Below are 14,875 nucleotides of genomic sequence, written 5' to 3'. Positions count from 1 at the left end.
CCGCACAGGCTCCGTGCTCAGAGCGGGCGAACGTCAGCACTGAAGAGATAGCCGCCATTGCGCACGGTCCTGATCGAGAACGCAGCCTTGGGATCGGCGGCGACGAGCTTGCGGCGCAGCCGGCTGACCGACACGTCAATGACGCGGTCGAACGGATCCGCAGTCCGGCCGCGCGTCCAGTCGAGCAACTGGTCGCGGGACAGCACCCGCTTGGGCCGTTCGAGGAAACATGCCAGCAGATCAAACTCCGCTGCCGTCAACTCGACGATACGGTCCTGGTCGTTGGTCAGGCTGCGCCCGTCGAGATCGGCCACCAGCCTGCCGAAAGCAATTCGCCGCGGCGGCGGCATCTGCAGCGGGCCGTCCACACGCCGCAAGACGGCCTTGATGCGCGCCAGCAATTCCCGAGGATTGAAAGGCTTCGGCAGATAATCGTCGGCGCCGAGCTCCAGGCCGATGATGCGGTCGACATCGTCGGCCTTGGCCGTCAGCATCAGGATCGGCGTGCGGCTCTTGCCGCGCAGGCGCTGGCAGATCGACAGTCCGTCCTCGCCCGGCAGCATGATGTCAAGCACGATGAGATCCGGGCATGCCTGCATCAGCGCCCGGTCCATCGCCGCGCCGTTCTCGACGCAAACCGGCGCATAGCCCTCCCGCGTCAGCAGGTCCGCCAAGAGCGCGCGGATCTCGCGGTCGTCCTCCACGATCATGATCGTCCGAGTGTCCATCGCGGCCTCTATCGAGCAGCCCGCTGGCAGGAATGTGGCGACCCCGTCACTCGTTACAAAACGTTACACTTCCGGCCTCGCCGGCAACATCACGGCAAAAGATCGAGGCGAGATTGGCCCCATGCGGCGACCGGTCTCGTTCCGGCGCGTCCTCACAAACAGGAGTATCCGATGAAACCCATTCTGGCTTCGCTATCACTCGCAACGGTGCTGGCCCTCACGGGAGCCTCCGGTGCAAACGCCTGGGTTCGCAGCGGCAGCGTCACGACTTGGCGAGGTACCTACTACGGCAGCGCCAGCGGCGGATGCGCCGGCGGAACCTGCTCGCGTTCGGCTTCGGTGACGGGACCTTATGGCGGCACGATCGCACGCAGCGGCAGCATCACGCGCGTGGCTCCGCATGCATTCGACTACACGCGCACCACGACGGGTCCGAACGGCAACAGCGTGACGCGCAGCGGCACGGTCGGGACTCATCCTTATTACGGTTACCGGTACTGACCGCCGCGCCGGACACCGTGAAATTCCGGCCGGGGTCAGAACACTGGCCGCGGACTGCCTTCCTCCAACTTGCAAGCAGGGATATCTCGAATGCGACGATTGACGATCTTGGCGTCGGCCGCGGCAGCCGCACTGGCCGCAGGTTCGACCGCGCTAGCCTTCACCCCCAGCCCTCACCCCGGCATGTCCGACGGCCTCACCGAAGTCAGCGGCGGCTGCGGACCCGGCTGGCACCTGACGGCCAACGGCCTGTGCCGGCGGACCATCGTGCCCTACGCCCATCCACCCTATGCCTATGCGGCGCCTCCCTATCCTGGGGCCTGTTGGTGGACCAGCACGCCATTCGGCGTGCGGAGGGTCTGCGCATGGTGAGACCAGTACAGCTGCGGGAGCTGCGACGCGCGATCGCGGCCATCATCGCCGCGTTGGTCGCGATATCGTCCGCGGGCGCCGCGTCCGCCCAGCAACCGCGACAGGAGATACGCCAAGCGTGCACCGCGGACATGCGCGCGCTGTGCTCCGGCATCATGCCGGGAGGCGGCCGCGTCAAGCAGTGCATGATCGAGCATTTCGACCAGCTGTCGGATGGCTGCAAGAGCGCGCTGAAGCAGGCGCAGGCGTCGAAGCCATAGGGCGTGCCTCGCGGGAGTGCGCGTGGGGCTCGCAGACGCGATAAGTGCCGCGAGCCCTGCGGTGTCGCACGATATACAGGCGAGGCCGGCAACCCCATGTTTGCCGACGACCGGCAGCTGTGGTCTGGTCGGCCAACGGAACACTTCGGGGATTCGCTGCTGATGGCGCAGGACGCTCACACCGCAACATCATGGCCGCTGTTTCGCTCACTCGCGTCCTATTCGCTGCCGGGCGATTTGATGGCCGGCCTGACGCTCGCGGCAATCGCGATCCCAGAGCAGATGGCCACGGCGCGGCTCGGCGGCTTCGCGCCGCAGATCGGCTTCTTCGCCTTCATGGCGGGATCGCTCGGCTTTGCGATGCTCGGCGGAAACCGCTTCCTGTCCTGCGGCGCCGATTCCACGATCACGCCGATCTTCGCCGGCGGGCTGGCGGCGCTGGCCGCCGCCGGCTCGCCTGAGTATCAGGGCCTCGCGATCGCGCTGGCACTGATGGTCGGCGCAATGATGCTGGCCGGCGGCGCCTTCCGCCTCGGCGGCATCGCCAATCTCTTGTCCGTGCCCGTCATGGTCGGTTTCCTCGCCGGCATCTCCGTCCACATCATCGTGTCGCAATTACCGGGCGTGCTGGGCCTGGACTCGCCGAACGGGCCGACGCTCGATCGCATCGCTGTGCTCGCAAGCGAGCTCGGCCGCACCAATCCCTTCACGCTATGCATCGGCTTCGGTGTGCTGGCCGTGGTCTTCGTCGCCGAGAAGATCAGCGCAAAAATTCCGGGCGCGCTGATCGGGCTCGTCGCCGCGACCCTGGCCACGATTGCGCTCGGCCTCGAGAGCAAGGGCGTCAATGTCGTAGGCCTCGTGCCGGGGACGCTGCCGCGGCCGACCTTCCCCGAGCTTGCACCGGAGCAATGGGTCCGCCTCGTGCCGCTCGCCTTTGTCATCACGGTCGTGGTGATGGTGCAGACCGCGGCGACGACGCGCTCATTCCCGTCCGATCCCGACAAGCCGGCCGATGTCGATCGCGATTTTCTCGGCGCGGGCGCCGGCAGCGTGCTGTCGGGCCTGTTCGGCGCGTTTCCGGTCAACGCCAGCCCGCCGCGGACGGGCATTGTCGCCGAGACCGGCGGACAATCGCAGCTCGCGGGTCTCGCCGCCGCTGCGATCGTGCTGGCGCTGCTCGCGTTTGGAACGGGATTGCTGCAGCACGTTCCAGACGCAGCCCTCGGCGGCATCCTGCTGTTCGTCGCGCTGCGCATCATCCGCGTGAAGCAGATCGTCACGATCTATCGCCAATCCCCCAGCGAATTCCTGCTGATCGCCGCCACCGCCGCGCTGATCATCGTGCTGCCGATCCAGCAAGGCGCGTTCCTCGGCATCGTGCTGTCGCTGCTGCACGGCATCTGGAGCACGACGCGCGCGCGGCTGGTCGAGTTCGAGCGCGTGCCGGGCACCACGATCTGGTGGCCGGCACATCCGCACATCGCCGGCGAGCGCATCGCCGGCGTCGCCGTGCTCGGGCTGCAGGCGCCACTGTCCTTCCTCAACGCGCCCGGCTTTCGCAGCGACGTGATCAAGGTGCTCGGCACGATGCCGCCACAGCTGCTGGTGCTGGAGGCGAGCGGCATGGTCGAGATCGACTTCACCGCCGCGCAGATCCTGCTGGACGTGTTCAGGGCGTGCAGCGAACAGGGCGTCACCGTCGCGCTGGCCCGGCTGGAATCAGTGCGCGCGCAGGACGCGTTCGAGCGGTTTAGATTGTTCGACGCCCTGCCGAGAGAGCGTGTCTTCCACAGCGTCGACGAGGCCGTGCGGAAGTTGGCGCGATAACTGGGCTCACTGCGCCAATGGCGGGTGATCGCGCTGGATCGTTTCGCGGATCCAGCTGGCATGGATCGCGCGAAACAGGATTTGCGCCGTCTTGAGGTCGTTCGCCTTCATGCAGAGATCGACGATGCGACGGACTGCGTCGTCGCGCATCAGTCCATCCGAGATCTTCATCGCGATTTCCATCGCGACTTTCGCCGCGCGCTCGTAGCGCTCGCTGTCGCGCTTGTCGCTGCGCGCGCTACCTGCCGCGCTCGCCGCAGCGGCGTCACAGATCGCACGGATGCGCTCGGCGGCCTCGATGTCGCCGAGCGGCCGTTCGATCGCTTCGTCCCAGACGTCCTGACGCGTCTTGCGCGCGAACCACTGCATTGCCTGCTCCGTGGTGAGGGAGCGAGCATAAACGGCGGCCACGCCGCGCGCTACGCCTCCGGTACGATCTTCCCGGGATTGAAGATGTTCTGCGGATCGAGCGCCTTTTTCAGCGCCCGCATCGCGTCGATCGCCTCGGGGCCGAGCTCCGCCTTGAGGTATTTCTGCTTGCCCTGACCGATGCCGTGCTCGCCGGTGCAGGTGCCGTCCATCGCCTGCGCGCGCTCGACCAGCCGATGCATGAACTCCTCGCCGCGCGCCATCTCGTCGGCATCGTTGGTGTCGCAGACCAGCGAGCAGTGGAAATTGCCGTCGCCGACATGGCCGACGATCGGCGACAACAGGTTGAGGCGCTTGAGATCTTCCTCGGTCTCGCCGACGCATTCGGCAAGCCGCGAGATCGGCACGCAGACGTCGGTCGCGACCACCCCGATGCTGTCGCCGGGCCGCAGCGCTTTCACCGACCAATAGGCGTCGTGCCGCGCCTGCCACAGTTTTGTGCGGTCCTCCGGCTTGGTGGTCCAGGAGAAATCGCCGCCGCCGCAATCCCTGGCGATCTCGCCGAAGGCCTTGGACTGTTCGGCGACCTCTATCTCGCTGCCGTGGAATTCCATCAGCAGCAGCGGCGTTTCGGGCAGGGTCAACTTCGAATAGGCGTTGCAGGCCCGCACCTGCGCGGCGTTGAGCAGCTCGATGCGCGCCACGGGAATACCGGTCTGGATTGCCAGGATCACGGCCTGACACGCCCCGTGCACGGTCTCGAACGACACCGCTCCGGCCGCGATCGTATCGGGGATGCCGCGCAGGCGGATGGTCAGCTCCGAGATGATGCCGAGCGTGCCCTCGGCGCCGACGAACAGATGCGTCAGGTCGTAGCCGGCGGATGATTTCTTCGCACGCGTGCCGGTCGTGATGATCTCGCCGTCGCCGCGGACCACTTTCAGCGCCAGCACACTGTCGCGCATGGTGCCGTAGCGCACCGCATTGGTGCCGGAAGCGCGGGTCGAGGCCATGCCACCGAGGGAAGCGTCCGCGCCGGGGTCGATCGGGAAGAACAGGCCCTGGTCGCGCAGATGCTCGTTGAGCGCCTTGCGGGTGACCCCGGGCTGGATCACGCAATCGAGGTCCTCGGCATGCACCGCGAGCACCTTGTTCATGTCGCGCAGGTCGATGCAGATTCCGCCGGCGGGTGCGTTGACCTGGCCCTCGAGCGAGGTGCCGGTGCCGAAGGCGATGACGGGCACGCCGTTTTTCGCGCAGATCCGCACCACGTCCTGGATGTCGGCAGTCTCCAGCGCCGTCACCACGCCGTCCGGCGGCTGGTTCACGATCCATGTGGTGGTATGGCCGTGCTGCTCGCGGACGGCTTGCGAGGTGATGAGGCGGTTGCCGAACCGCGCGGCAAGTTGCTCCAGCGCGCTCGCGAGGGCTTTCGGCGCCGGCCGCGGCGGATTATTGGTGATGGTCGTACCCACGGACGTTCCTCCCGACGAGACGAACCGTGGCAAAGGACATCTCACCGGTCAAGTCAAGCGACCGGACGCATAGCTGGGGAAGGACACATGCCGGAGACTGCTGCCACAACGATCGAGGGCGTGCCGTTCCGCTCGTCAATCATGCAGATCGAGCCGCAATGGATCGACTACAACGGCCACCTCAACATGGCCTATTACAACGTGATGTTCGACCGCGCGATCGACCAGATGTGGCTGACGCTCGGGATCGGACCGGGCTACATGAAGGAGCGCGGCGGCTCGACCTTCACCGCCGAATGCCACGTGCGGTATTTGCGCGAAATCCACCTCGACGATCCCGTGCAGGTCTCGGTCTGGCTGCTGGAAGCCGACGACAAGCGGCTGCACACCTTCCAGGAGCTGCGGCACGCGACCGAAGGATGGCTGTCCGCCACATCGGAAAACATGTCGCTTCACATCGACATGGGCTCACGAAAGGTGGCGGCTTTTCCCCCAGACATCCGTGAGCGCATCGCAGCGGTGGTCAAGGCCCACAGCGCCGTCCCGCGGCCCGAGGGCATCGGCCGGAACGTGGCGATGCCCTCGAAGCGGTAAGCGCGCTAAACCCTGTTACGACCCCGTGCCAGTCCGACAACGGCCGAGACCAGGAACAACACGACGGCGATGAAGAAGATGATCTTGGCGATTTCGATCGACGCGCCGGCGAGGCCGCCAAAGCCCAGGATACCGGCGATCAGGGCGATAACCAGAAACGTAACTACCCAGCTAAGCATGATCCGAACCTCTGTTTCGATGTCTGTCTGCGATCGGCGCGGCTGACGCGCCTCACTTGCAGAACCAATCGCCAACTCGGAACAATGGTTCCGGGCCGCTGAAGCCGGAAATTCGCCTGACCGACAGGAACAAATTGGCTTTCGGCGCACGTGGAAAACCCCTGTCCGCGGCCCCATATAGGGACCAATCCCTGTTAAGAAGGCTCCCCTTTCACCACCCCGCGGTGCCAACGTGGGGCAAATGATTCGCATGACCGAGCCGAGCAAGATCACGTCCCAGAGCGTCCCCGACCACCAGCCCGCAGCCGGCGGCATCGCCGCGCGTGCGCGCGCCTCGGTAGGCCCGCAATACCTGTCCGGGCTCAATCCGGAGCAGCGCGAGGCTGTGGAGACGCTGGACGGGCCGGTTCTGGTGCTGGCCGGCGCCGGCACCGGCAAGACCCGCGTGCTGACCACGCGCATCGCCCACATCCTGAGCCAGGGCCGCGCCCGCCCATCCGAAATCCTGTCGGTGACCTTCACCAACAAGGCCGCGCGCGAAATGAAACATCGGCTCGGTCAGATGCTCGGCCATGCCGTCGAAGGCATGCCGTGGCTCGGCACCTTCCACTCCATCGGCGGGCGCATCCTGCGCACCCACGCCGAGCTGGCGCAGCTCAAGTCGAACTTCACCGTGCTCGACGTCGACGATCAGGTCCGACTGCTCAAGCAGCTTCTGCAAGCCGACAATATCGACGACAAGCGCTGGCCGGCGCGCATGCTGGCCGGGCTGATCGACGGCTGGAAGAACCGCGGCCTGACGCCGTCGCAGGTGCCGTCGGGCGAAGCCGCCGTGTTCGCCAACGGCAAGGGCGGCAAGCTCTATGCGAGCTACCAGGAGCGGCTGAAGATCCTGAACGCCGCCGATTTCGGCGATCTGCTGCTCGAGGACATCCGCATCTTCCGCGAGCACCCGGATATCCTGCGGCAGTACCAGCAGCGCTTCAAATTCATCCTGGTCGATGAGTATCAAGACACCAACGTCGCTCAATATCTGTGGCTGCGGCTGCTGTCCCAAGCGCCGACTTCTTTTGCCTCTCCCCGCGTGCGGGGAGAGGTCGGATCGCCCGGCAGCGCAATTGCGCGCCCGAGCGATCCGGGTGAGGGGGACTCTCAGCAAGCTGAGCTCGTGGAGGCAGCCCCTCATCCTGACCTTCTCAGCGCGAGCGAAGCTCGTCGCGACCCCGCAAGCGGGGAGAAGGAGCAGACGCGCCACGTCAAAAACATCTGCTGCGTCGGCGACGACGACCAGTCGATCTATGGCTGGCGCGGCGCGGAGGTCGACAACATCCTGCGCTTCGACCATGATTTCCCCGGCGCCAAGGTCATCCGCCTCGAGCGCAACTACCGCTCGACGGGCCACATCCTCGCCGCCGCCTCGCACCTGATCGCCCACAACGAGGGCCGGCTCGGCAAGACGCTGCGCACCGAGGACCAGGACGGCGAGAAGGTCACGGTAACAGGCTCTTGGGATTCGGAAGAGGAAGCCCGCGGCATCGGCGAGGAGATCGAGCAGATCCAGCGCCAGGGCGACAAGCTCAACGAGATCGCGATTCTGGTGCGCGCCTCCTACCAGATGCGCGAGTTCGAGGACCGCTTCGTCACGCTCGGCCTGCCCTATCGCGTCATCGGCGGCCCGCGCTTCTACGAGCGCGCCGAGATCCGCGATGCGCTGGCTTATCTCCGCGTCATCAATTCACCGGCCGACGATCTCGCCTTCGAGCGCATCGTCAACACGCCCAAGCGCGGCCTGGGCGATGCCACCGTGCAGATGCTGCACGATCACGCCCGCAAGCGCCGCATCCCGCTGTTCGAGGCGGCGCGCGCGGTGGTCGAGACCGATGAGCTGAAGCCGAAGGCGCGCGGCTCCTTGCGCGACGTCGTCGCCCAGTTCGACCGCTGGCGCGCCCAGCGCGAGGTCACCTCGCACACCGAGCTCGCCGAGATCGTGCTCGACGAGAGCGGCTACACCGAGATGTGGCAGAAGGACCGTTCGGCGGACGCCGCGGGTCGGCTCGAAAACCTCAAGGAGCTGGTGCGCTCGATGGAGGAGTTCGAGAACCTGCAAGGGTTTTTGGAGCACATCTCACTGGTGATGGACCGCGACAGCGGCGCCGACGAGGACGCGGTGTCGCTGATGACGCTGCATTCGGCCAAGGGGCTGGAATTCGACAACGTGTTCCTGCCCGGCTGGGAGGAAGGCCTGTTTCCGAGCCAGCGCACGTTGGACGAACAGGGCCGCGCCGGCCTCGAGGAAGAGCGCCGGCTCGGTCATGTCGGCCTGACCCGGGCCCGCCGCCGCGCCAAAATCTATTTTGCCACCAACCGCCGGATCCACGGCACCTGGTCGACCACGATCCCCTCGCGCTTTCTCGACGAACTGCCCGCGGCCAATGTCGAGATCACGGAATCCAAGGGCGGCTCGGCCTGGGGCGGCACCGGCGGCTACGGCGCCTCCCGCTTCGACGACATGGAAGCGTTCGGCTCCACCTATTCGACCCCGGGCTGGCAGCGCGCCCAGGCCAATCGCAATCGCGGCGGCGGTGGCGGCGGCAATGGCGGCCGCGGCAGTTTCGAGGAACAGGCCTCGTCGTTTTCGTCCCAGTCGTCCTCGCCCGATTTCGGCAGCTTCTCCTCGCGCCGCCGCGGGCCGCTGACGATCGAGGGCGAGCTGGTGGCCAAATCCACCGGCACGACCTCGGAATTCTCCCTCTCCGACCGCGTCTTCCACCAGAAATTCGGCTATGGCCGCGTCACCAAGATCGACGGCAACAAGCTCACCATCGCCTTCGACAAGGCGGGGGAGAAGAAGGTCGTGGACAGTTTTGTGCAGCGGGCGTGAGGCCTGCATGCCGCACTACATCGCCATCATCGAGGACGCCGGCCCGGACGAAGCCGTCGGCGTGTGGTTTCCGGACCTGCCCGGCTGCATTTCCGGCGGCGACGACGTCGATGAGGCCCTGGAGAATGCGCCCGAGGCACTCGCGTTCTATGCACAGGAACTGACCGCGGACGGCCGCCAGCTTCCCCCGCCGCGGACATTGGACGAGCTCAAGGCCGACCCTGATGTCGCCGACGAGCTCGGGAAGCACACGGTCGCCCTGATCGAATGGCCACCCCTCACTGAGGCCACGGAGTGAGGACTGTTCGCCGCACTGGTCGGACTCTCGACAGTTCAGGTCCGAACAGCCCTTGACCACCGTGAACTTCCCCGTATCAGATGCGGCCATGGTCCGGGGCTCCATCACACTGATCTTGCTGGCATTGGGTATGCCGTCGCTTGCGGCGGCGGAGACCATGAGCTTTGGCGATGCGATCGGGCTGCTGGCGAAAAGTTGCGGCGCGGAAATCGTCGCCAATTGCCGCGGCGTCAACCCGGATTCGACCCGCCTGAAGGAGTGCCTCTCGCGCAACCGCGACGTGCTCTCGCAGCAGTGCCAGAGCGATTATCTCGGTGCCTTCGACGCCATCCAGAAGCGCGTCGCAGCCCGTGTCACCGTGGCGAACGTCTGCCAGCGCGAGATCGTCAAGGTCTGCGGCGGCTCGACCAAGGAGACCAGCAAGGCGGTCCCCTGCCTGGTCTCGACGCCCAAGGGCATCAGCAACAATTGCCTGAAGGCCGTTGACGACGCGGGGTATCGGTGATGCCAGCGACGAGGCTTTCCACCGCCGGAATATGCATCGCGCTCGGCCTCGCTTTGCTCGCGGGCACAGCGGAAGCGCAGACGGCGCCGCCAACCCGCGACGACATCGTCGGCAAGCTCAACCATTTCGAACAAGCCGCCGAGATCGATCTCCCCGCGCTGAAGCTGCAGGTGATGGAGCGGGCCAAGGCCAGGATCAAGAACGATCCCGGTCCGGTGAACCGGCCGCTGATCGCGCCTGATCTGGTCAATCTGCCGACCTTCACTGCGCAGATCCAGTTCGACGCCGACACGCCGATCATCCAGCCGGCGTCCTACCAGACCGTCGGCCGCCTCGCCGATGCGCTGGTCCATGCCTCGCTGCTGCCCTACACGTTCCTGATCGTCGGCCATGTCGAATCCAACGCGAAGACGCGCGAGGCCAACGCGATCCTGAGCCAGCGCCGGGCGGACGCGATACGCGACGTGCTGGTGAACACGTTCAAGATCTCGACCAAGCGGCTGCATCCGATCGGCCTCGGCGAGGAGCAGTTTCTCGACCGGGCCAGGCCGACCTCAGCCGCCAACGCCCAGTTGCAAATCCTGACCTACGCCAAGGTACCGGAGGAAGCGCCTGCGCATCCGGCTGCGACACCTGCGCCTGCGGCGAAAAAGCCCGCCAAGAAGCGCTGAGCGGACGCGCCACGGCGTCTGACGCAACCCTTTGAAGTCACGTTTCTTTTGTGACCTGTCTCACAGCGCAACAGCGCGGTTTCGCGCGACAATTACGCCGGTTTGTGCACCGCCCTATCAGGTGCTATAGGCTTTTTTCGCCCTGCCCGACCCCATGCGCACGAGACCGAGATGGCCAGTTATTTTCAACGTCAGCTGGCCGACTACGTCGAATATCATCGCGATCCCTGGAACTGCGCGATGCACGTGGTCGGCATCCTCCTGCTCTTCACCGGCGCCGTGCTGCCGCTGACGCTGGTCCATTTCCCGGTGTTCGGGATCGAGGTCAGCCTGGCCATGGTTCTTGCCCTGCCGGTGCTGGCCTACTGGCTGATGCTGGACGCCGGGATCGGGCTCGGCATCCTCGCCTCGATGATCGTGCTGCTTTCGGTCGCAACCGCGATTGGCAATCAGGTCTCGATCGTCATGATGTGGTCGATTTTTGTGGTGCTGATCGGGCTCGGCGTCGCGTCGCAAATCGTCGGTCACAAGGTTTTCGAGGAGCGGCAGCCGTCGATGGTCGACCACCCCACGCATTTTCTGCTTGGACCGATGTTTGTCATGGCAAAATTATTCATTGCATTGGGCTTCCGTCGCGACCTTGCCGCGATTCTGGCGCCTGCTCCGACCAATTCCCTTTCAACCCGATAGTTCTAGACGCGAAACAGCAAACCTACTGCATGGCTCTCGTACTGGTTACCGGTGGCAGCGGCTTCATCGGACATCATCTTGTAGAAGCGCTCCGCGCCCGTGGGCAGCGGGTGCGTGTTCTCGACGTCCGTGCGCCTGCCGCGCCGTATGCCGACGTTGAATATGCCCAAGGCTCGGTGCTCGACGGTGCCGCGGTCGATGCCGCGATTGCTGGGGTCGATCAGGTCTATCACCTCGCGGGCCTGCCCGGCATGTGGGTCGCCGACAAGCAGGCCTTTCACGACGTCAATTGCCGCGGCACCGAGATCGTGCTCGCGGCCGCGATGAAGCGCGGGGTCTCGCGCTTTCTGCACTGCTCGACGGAATCGATCCTATTCCCCTATTCCGACCTCAACGGTGTTCCCGCCGAAGAGGCGCTGCAGCCGGCCGATGCGATGCCGGGCGCCTACACGCGGTCGAAATCGCTGGCCGAGCATTGCGCCGCGAAGGCCGCAGCTGAAGGTTTTCCGCTGGTGATCGGCACCCCGACCATGCCGATCGGTGCTGCCGACCACAATCTGACGCCGCCGACTGCGATGCTGTGGTACTTCCTGCAGAAGAAAGTGCAGCCGCATCTCGACTTCCCGGTCAATCTCGTCGACGTTCGCGACGTTGCCATGGGCCTCGTGCTGACCATGGAACGCGGGCGTAACGGCCAGCGCTACATCCTCGGCGGCGACTGCGTCAGGCTCGGCCAGATTCTGCGGATGATGTCCGCGATGAGCGGCCGCCGGCAATTCCCGGTCGTCGTTCCCGGCAAGATGGCCGAGCTGTCCGGCATCATGCTTGAATATCTCTCTGACCGCATCACGCGCAGGCCGCCCAACGGCACCGCCGAGGGCGTGCGCATTGCGCTCGCCGCGAGCGACCTCTCGATCAGCAAGGCGCGCACCGAACTCGGCTACGCGCCGCGCCCGATCGAGCCGGTCCTGCGCGAAACCATCACCCATCTTCTCGCCCGCGGCGGCGCGCTTGCCTCCGGCGCCATCGAGCATCACGCGCTCTCCTCGCGCGCCAGCTGAGCTGCCGCCCAACCCAAAGAACCTTTCCGCATGTCCTTCGATTTCAGCAAGCTTCTCTCTGTCGCCTGGGGTGGTTGGACCACGACTTGGCCGACGCAACTGCTCGCCCTGATCTGGCTCGCCTGGCTCGCAAGCTGGGTCGGCGCCTCGTTCTGGCAGGGCCGCACCCAGAAGCAGGTAATGACGCTGGAGTCCGGCCGCTATCGCATCCCGATCCTGGTCGGCGGCATCCTGTTCACGCCATGGACCGCGGAAGTGCTCGGCGAGAAGCCGCTCTGGGTGTTCAGCAATACAGCTGTCTACGTGGTGGCGCTGATCGTGCTGGCCGGCATCTCCTTCACCTGGTGGGGACGGCTGCATCTCGGACAATTCTGGTCCAACACCATCACCCACAAGCAAGACCACCGCGTCATCGACACCGGCCCGTACGGCATCGTACGCCATCCGATCTACACCGGCCTGATCCTCGGCATGCTGGTGACCGGCATCGCGGTCGGCACGGTGACCGCGATGCTCGGCGCGATCCTGATCTCGCTCGGCATGTGGCAGAAGGGCCGGATGGAAGAAGTGTTCCTGTCCAAGGAGCTCGGCGAAGACGCCTACGGCGCCTATTGCCGCCGCGTGCCGATGATCATCCCGTTCCTGTCGCCGCGCTGAGAGCGGCGGACGCGCCCCACATTCGCTGTCGTCCCGGCCCCCCGTGCGCAATTGCGCACTCGGCCGGGACGACAGCGAGAGGAACTGCCTTCCCTCCAGCCCGTTAGCCTCTCGATACCTGCCACTGACCGCAGAGCATCGAGCCATGTCCGACGCCTACGATTATTTTCGCGAGCACGCGATCGCCGCCGTCCGCAAGGCGCGGGCGCTGCCGCCGGGGCGGCCGAAGCAGAAGCAGCGCACCGTGGCGCGTGTCTATCATCTCCTGTCCAGGGAGGCCGCGCTCGCGCCGAACATCCATCATCTGGACGATTTTCGCGCGGCGCGCCGGGCAGAGCGACAGATCGGCCACTGATCTCCGGGCCCCGCTTGCCGGCATTCGTCCCATGCAAATTCGAACGGCTGCCATTCCACGGGAATAGAGCCCCGCGGCCCATCGCACAGGTTGACGTCTGCCCCGCCAGCCCGTTGGATGCGCCCGCAAACAGGGGCTTCTCATGACGTTTTCCAGCATCTTTGCGCAGTTCGTTGCGCTTCTCGGCGGCATCGCGCTGCAATGGCGGAAGCTGTCAGGCACCGTGCCTGCGCCGGCCTGGGGCCAGTCGCCCGCGATTCCCGAAGCAAAACCGCAAGGCGCCATTCCGACACTGAAGATGCCGACGGCGCGGGGCTGGAGCGAAGGACAGAAGCCGACGGTCGCACCCGGGCTCAAGGTCAATGCGTTCGCGACCGGCCTCGACCATCCGCGCTGGATCGAGGTGCTGCCCAATGGCGACGTGCTGATCGCGGAGGCGACGCAGATCGCGGGGGCGCCGCGGTCCGTGTTTCACTACGCAATGCAAGCGACGATGCGGCGCGCCGCCGCGCTCGGCGTCAGCGCCAACCGCATCACGCTGCTGCGCGACAAGGATGGCGACGGCGTCGCGGAGTATCGCGGCGCGTTCATGGAAAACCTCAGCCAGCCGTTCGGCATGGCGCTGGTCGGCGACACCTTCTATGTCGGCAACACCGACGGCGTGATGGCCTTCCCGTACGTGGCGAATGCCGATCGCATCACCGCGCCGGGCAAGCGCCTCACCACTTTCAAGCCGAGCGGCCACTGGACCCGCAGCCTGCTCGCAAGCCCCGACGGCAAGAAACTCTATGCCGGCGTCGGCTCGCTCAGCAACATCGGCGAGATGGGCATGGAGGTCGAGGAAGGCCGCGCCGCCGTCTACGAGCTCGACCTCGTCGCCGGTACGCACCGCATCTTCGCCGCCGGCCTGCGCAACCCGGTTGGTCTCGCCTGGGAGCCGACGACCGGTGTGCTCTGGACCGTCGTCAACGAGCGCGACGGCCTCGGCGACGAAACGCCGCCGGACTATCTGACCTCGGTGCGCGATGGCGGTTTCTACGGCTGGCCCTATTGCTACTGGGGCAAGACGGTGGATGACCGCGTGCCGCAGGATCCGGCGATGGTCGCCAAGGCACTCACGCCTGACTACGCGCTCGGCGGCCACACCGCCTCGCTCGGCCTGTGCTGGATGCCCGCGGGCACGCTGCCGGGCTTCCCCGACGGCATGGCGATCGGCCAGCACGGCTCGTGGAATCGCAGCACGCTGTCCGGCTACAAGCTGGTGTTCATCCCGTTCGAGAACGGAAAGCCTTCGGGTCCAGCACGCGACATCCTGTCCGGCTTCCTCGCGCCGGACGAGAAAGAATCCTACGGCCGTCCGGTCGGCGTCGTGATCGGTCCCGACAAGAAATCGCTGCTGATGGCCGACGACGTCGGCAACGTGATCTGGCGCGTGACGGGCGCTTGAAG

18 protein-coding genes are annotated in these 14,875 nt (G+C 65.9%); 14 read left to right on the top strand and 4 right to left on the bottom strand.

The window, feature by feature from the left end; all coding sequences use genetic code 11:
* Positions 1 to 17: 17 nt before the first annotated feature.
* A complete protein-coding gene (locus tag ACIPUD_RS01440; RefSeq protein WP_085350288.1) occupies positions 18 to 728 on the bottom strand; it encodes a response regulator in 711 nt (236 codons plus the stop codon).
* A gap of 171 nt (positions 729 to 899) precedes the next feature.
* On the opposite strand from ACIPUD_RS01440, the gene ACIPUD_RS01435 reads away from it, so the two are divergent.
* The 4 genes from ACIPUD_RS01435 (at position 900) to ACIPUD_RS01420 (ending at position 3,691) form a co-directional block, all read left to right on the top strand.
* On the top strand, positions 900 to 1,229 hold the full coding sequence (locus ACIPUD_RS01435) for a hypothetical protein (protein WP_085350289.1): 330 nt from the start codon (positions 900 to 902) through the stop codon (positions 1,227 to 1,229).
* A gap of 90 nt (positions 1,230 to 1,319) precedes the next feature.
* Entirely contained in the window at positions 1,320 to 1,601 is a 282-nt protein-coding gene (locus ACIPUD_RS01430; protein WP_143273231.1) for a GCG_CRPN prefix-to-repeats domain-containing protein, read from the top strand.
* The gene (locus ACIPUD_RS01425; RefSeq protein ID WP_085360625.1) at positions 1,595 to 1,861 is read left to right on the top strand and encodes a hypothetical protein; all 267 of its coding nucleotides are present in this window, start codon (positions 1,595 to 1,597) and stop codon (positions 1,859 to 1,861) included. Before ACIPUD_RS01430 ends, ACIPUD_RS01425 begins: the two co-directional genes overlap by 7 nt.
* Positions 1,862 to 2,023: 162 nt before the next feature.
* On the top strand, positions 2,024 to 3,691 hold the full coding sequence (locus tag ACIPUD_RS01420) for a SulP family inorganic anion transporter (RefSeq protein ID WP_085360781.1): 1,668 nt from the start codon (positions 2,024 to 2,026) through the stop codon (positions 3,689 to 3,691).
* Between the two features lie 6 nt (positions 3,692 to 3,697).
* Here ACIPUD_RS01420 and ACIPUD_RS01415 read toward each other — a convergent pair whose 3' ends face one another.
* Entirely contained in the window at positions 3,698 to 4,060 is a 363-nt protein-coding gene (locus tag ACIPUD_RS01415) for a hypothetical protein (RefSeq protein ID WP_026232706.1), read from the bottom strand.
* Between the two features lie 50 nt (positions 4,061 to 4,110).
* Positions 4,111 to 5,535, bottom strand: a complete 1,425-nt coding sequence (locus tag ACIPUD_RS01410; RefSeq protein ID WP_446480013.1) for an FAD-binding oxidoreductase — start codon at positions 5,533 to 5,535, stop codon at positions 4,111 to 4,113.
* A gap of 87 nt (positions 5,536 to 5,622) precedes the next feature.
* On the opposite strand from ACIPUD_RS01410, the gene ACIPUD_RS01405 reads away from it, so the two are divergent.
* Entirely contained in the window at positions 5,623 to 6,129 is a 507-nt protein-coding gene (locus tag ACIPUD_RS01405; RefSeq protein ID WP_018454287.1) for a thioesterase family protein, read from the top strand.
* A 5-nt stretch (positions 6,130 to 6,134) separates the two neighbouring features.
* On the opposite strand, the gene ACIPUD_RS01400 is transcribed toward ACIPUD_RS01405, so the two are convergent.
* Positions 6,135 to 6,308 (bottom strand): DUF1328 domain-containing protein, encoded by a 174-nt coding sequence (locus tag ACIPUD_RS01400; protein ID WP_007600914.1) that lies wholly within the window; start codon positions 6,306 to 6,308, stop codon positions 6,135 to 6,137.
* 241 nt (positions 6,309 to 6,549) lie between these two features.
* On the opposite strand from ACIPUD_RS01400, the gene ACIPUD_RS01395 reads away from it, so the two are divergent.
* The 9 genes from ACIPUD_RS01395 (at position 6,550) to ACIPUD_RS01355 (ending at position 14,873) form a co-directional block, all read left to right on the top strand.
* Positions 6,550 to 9,189, top strand: a complete 2,640-nt coding sequence (locus tag ACIPUD_RS01395; RefSeq protein ID WP_018454286.1) for an ATP-dependent helicase — start codon at positions 6,550 to 6,552, stop codon at positions 9,187 to 9,189.
* Positions 9,190 to 9,196: 7 nt separating this feature from the next.
* Positions 9,197 to 9,487, top strand: a complete 291-nt coding sequence (locus tag ACIPUD_RS01390; RefSeq protein WP_018454285.1) for a type II toxin-antitoxin system HicB family antitoxin — start codon at positions 9,197 to 9,199, stop codon at positions 9,485 to 9,487.
* Between the two features lie 88 nt (positions 9,488 to 9,575).
* Positions 9,576 to 9,992, top strand: coding sequence for a hypothetical protein (locus ACIPUD_RS01385; protein ID WP_018454284.1), 417 nt, complete (start codon positions 9,576 to 9,578; stop codon positions 9,990 to 9,992).
* On the top strand, positions 9,992 to 10,663 hold the full coding sequence (locus ACIPUD_RS01380; RefSeq protein WP_018454283.1) for an OmpA family protein: 672 nt from the start codon (positions 9,992 to 9,994) through the stop codon (positions 10,661 to 10,663). The genes ACIPUD_RS01385 and ACIPUD_RS01380 overlap by 1 nt, the downstream gene beginning before the upstream one ends.
* A 171-nt stretch (positions 10,664 to 10,834) precedes the next feature.
* The gene (locus ACIPUD_RS01375; RefSeq protein WP_026232705.1) at positions 10,835 to 11,353 is read left to right on the top strand and encodes an Mpo1 family 2-hydroxy fatty acid dioxygenase; all 519 of its coding nucleotides are present in this window, start codon (positions 10,835 to 10,837) and stop codon (positions 11,351 to 11,353) included.
* 29 nt (positions 11,354 to 11,382) lie between these two features.
* A complete protein-coding gene (locus tag ACIPUD_RS01370) occupies positions 11,383 to 12,414 on the top strand; it encodes an NAD-dependent epimerase/dehydratase family protein (protein ID WP_018454281.1) in 1,032 nt (343 codons plus the stop codon).
* Between the two features lie 30 nt (positions 12,415 to 12,444).
* On the top strand, positions 12,445 to 13,071 hold the full coding sequence (locus ACIPUD_RS01365) for a methyltransferase family protein (protein ID WP_007600907.1): 627 nt from the start codon (positions 12,445 to 12,447) through the stop codon (positions 13,069 to 13,071).
* A gap of 145 nt (positions 13,072 to 13,216) precedes the next feature.
* Positions 13,217 to 13,426, top strand: a complete 210-nt coding sequence (locus ACIPUD_RS01360) for a hypothetical protein (RefSeq protein WP_018454280.1) — start codon at positions 13,217 to 13,219, stop codon at positions 13,424 to 13,426.
* A 142-nt stretch (positions 13,427 to 13,568) separates the two neighbouring features.
* Positions 13,569 to 14,873, top strand: coding sequence for a PQQ-dependent sugar dehydrogenase (locus ACIPUD_RS01355; RefSeq protein ID WP_018454279.1), 1,305 nt, complete (start codon positions 13,569 to 13,571; stop codon positions 14,871 to 14,873).
* Positions 14,874 to 14,875: the final 2 nt, after the last annotated feature.

Source organism: Bradyrhizobium sp. CAR08 (genome assembly GCF_052871955.1).
This window is presented reverse-complemented; position numbering and strand designations above follow the sequence as displayed.

Excerpts from the sequence above, each read along its gene's own strand:
- ACIPUD_RS01370 (WP_018454281.1), top strand. The coding sequence starts at position 11,383 with ATGGCTCTCGTACTGGTTACCGGTGGCAGCGGCTTCATCGGACATCAT.
- ACIPUD_RS01440 (WP_085350288.1), bottom strand. The coding sequence starts at position 728 with ATGGACACTCGGACGATCATGATCGTGGAGGACGACCGCGAGATCCGC.
- ACIPUD_RS01425 (WP_085360625.1), top strand. The coding sequence starts at position 1,595 with ATGGTGAGACCAGTACAGCTGCGGGAGCTGCGACGCGCGATCGCGGCC.
- ACIPUD_RS01380 (WP_018454283.1), top strand. The coding sequence starts at position 9,992 with ATGCCAGCGACGAGGCTTTCCACCGCCGGAATATGCATCGCGCTCGGC.
- ACIPUD_RS01390 (WP_018454285.1), top strand. The coding sequence starts at position 9,197 with ATGCCGCACTACATCGCCATCATCGAGGACGCCGGCCCGGACGAAGCC.
- ACIPUD_RS01415 (WP_026232706.1), bottom strand. The coding sequence starts at position 4,060 with ATGCAGTGGTTCGCGCGCAAGACGCGTCAGGACGTCTGGGACGAAGCG.
- ACIPUD_RS01420 (WP_085360781.1), top strand. The coding sequence starts at position 2,024 with ATGGCGCAGGACGCTCACACCGCAACATCATGGCCGCTGTTTCGCTCA.
- ACIPUD_RS01375 (WP_026232705.1), top strand. The coding sequence starts at position 10,835 with ATGGCCAGTTATTTTCAACGTCAGCTGGCCGACTACGTCGAATATCAT.
- ACIPUD_RS01360 (WP_018454280.1), top strand. The coding sequence starts at position 13,217 with ATGTCCGACGCCTACGATTATTTTCGCGAGCACGCGATCGCCGCCGTC.
- ACIPUD_RS01435 (WP_085350289.1), top strand. The coding sequence starts at position 900 with ATGAAACCCATTCTGGCTTCGCTATCACTCGCAACGGTGCTGGCCCTC.
- ACIPUD_RS01430 (WP_143273231.1), top strand. The coding sequence starts at position 1,320 with ATGCGACGATTGACGATCTTGGCGTCGGCCGCGGCAGCCGCACTGGCC.
- ACIPUD_RS01365 (WP_007600907.1), top strand. The coding sequence starts at position 12,445 with ATGTCCTTCGATTTCAGCAAGCTTCTCTCTGTCGCCTGGGGTGGTTGG.
- ACIPUD_RS01355 (WP_018454279.1), top strand. The coding sequence starts at position 13,569 with ATGACGTTTTCCAGCATCTTTGCGCAGTTCGTTGCGCTTCTCGGCGGC.
- ACIPUD_RS01400 (WP_007600914.1), bottom strand. The coding sequence starts at position 6,308 with ATGCTTAGCTGGGTAGTTACGTTTCTGGTTATCGCCCTGATCGCCGGT.
- ACIPUD_RS01395 (WP_018454286.1), top strand. The coding sequence starts at position 6,550 with ATGATTCGCATGACCGAGCCGAGCAAGATCACGTCCCAGAGCGTCCCC.
- ACIPUD_RS01385 (WP_018454284.1), top strand. The coding sequence starts at position 9,576 with ATGGTCCGGGGCTCCATCACACTGATCTTGCTGGCATTGGGTATGCCG.
- ACIPUD_RS01405 (WP_018454287.1), top strand. The coding sequence starts at position 5,623 with ATGCCGGAGACTGCTGCCACAACGATCGAGGGCGTGCCGTTCCGCTCG.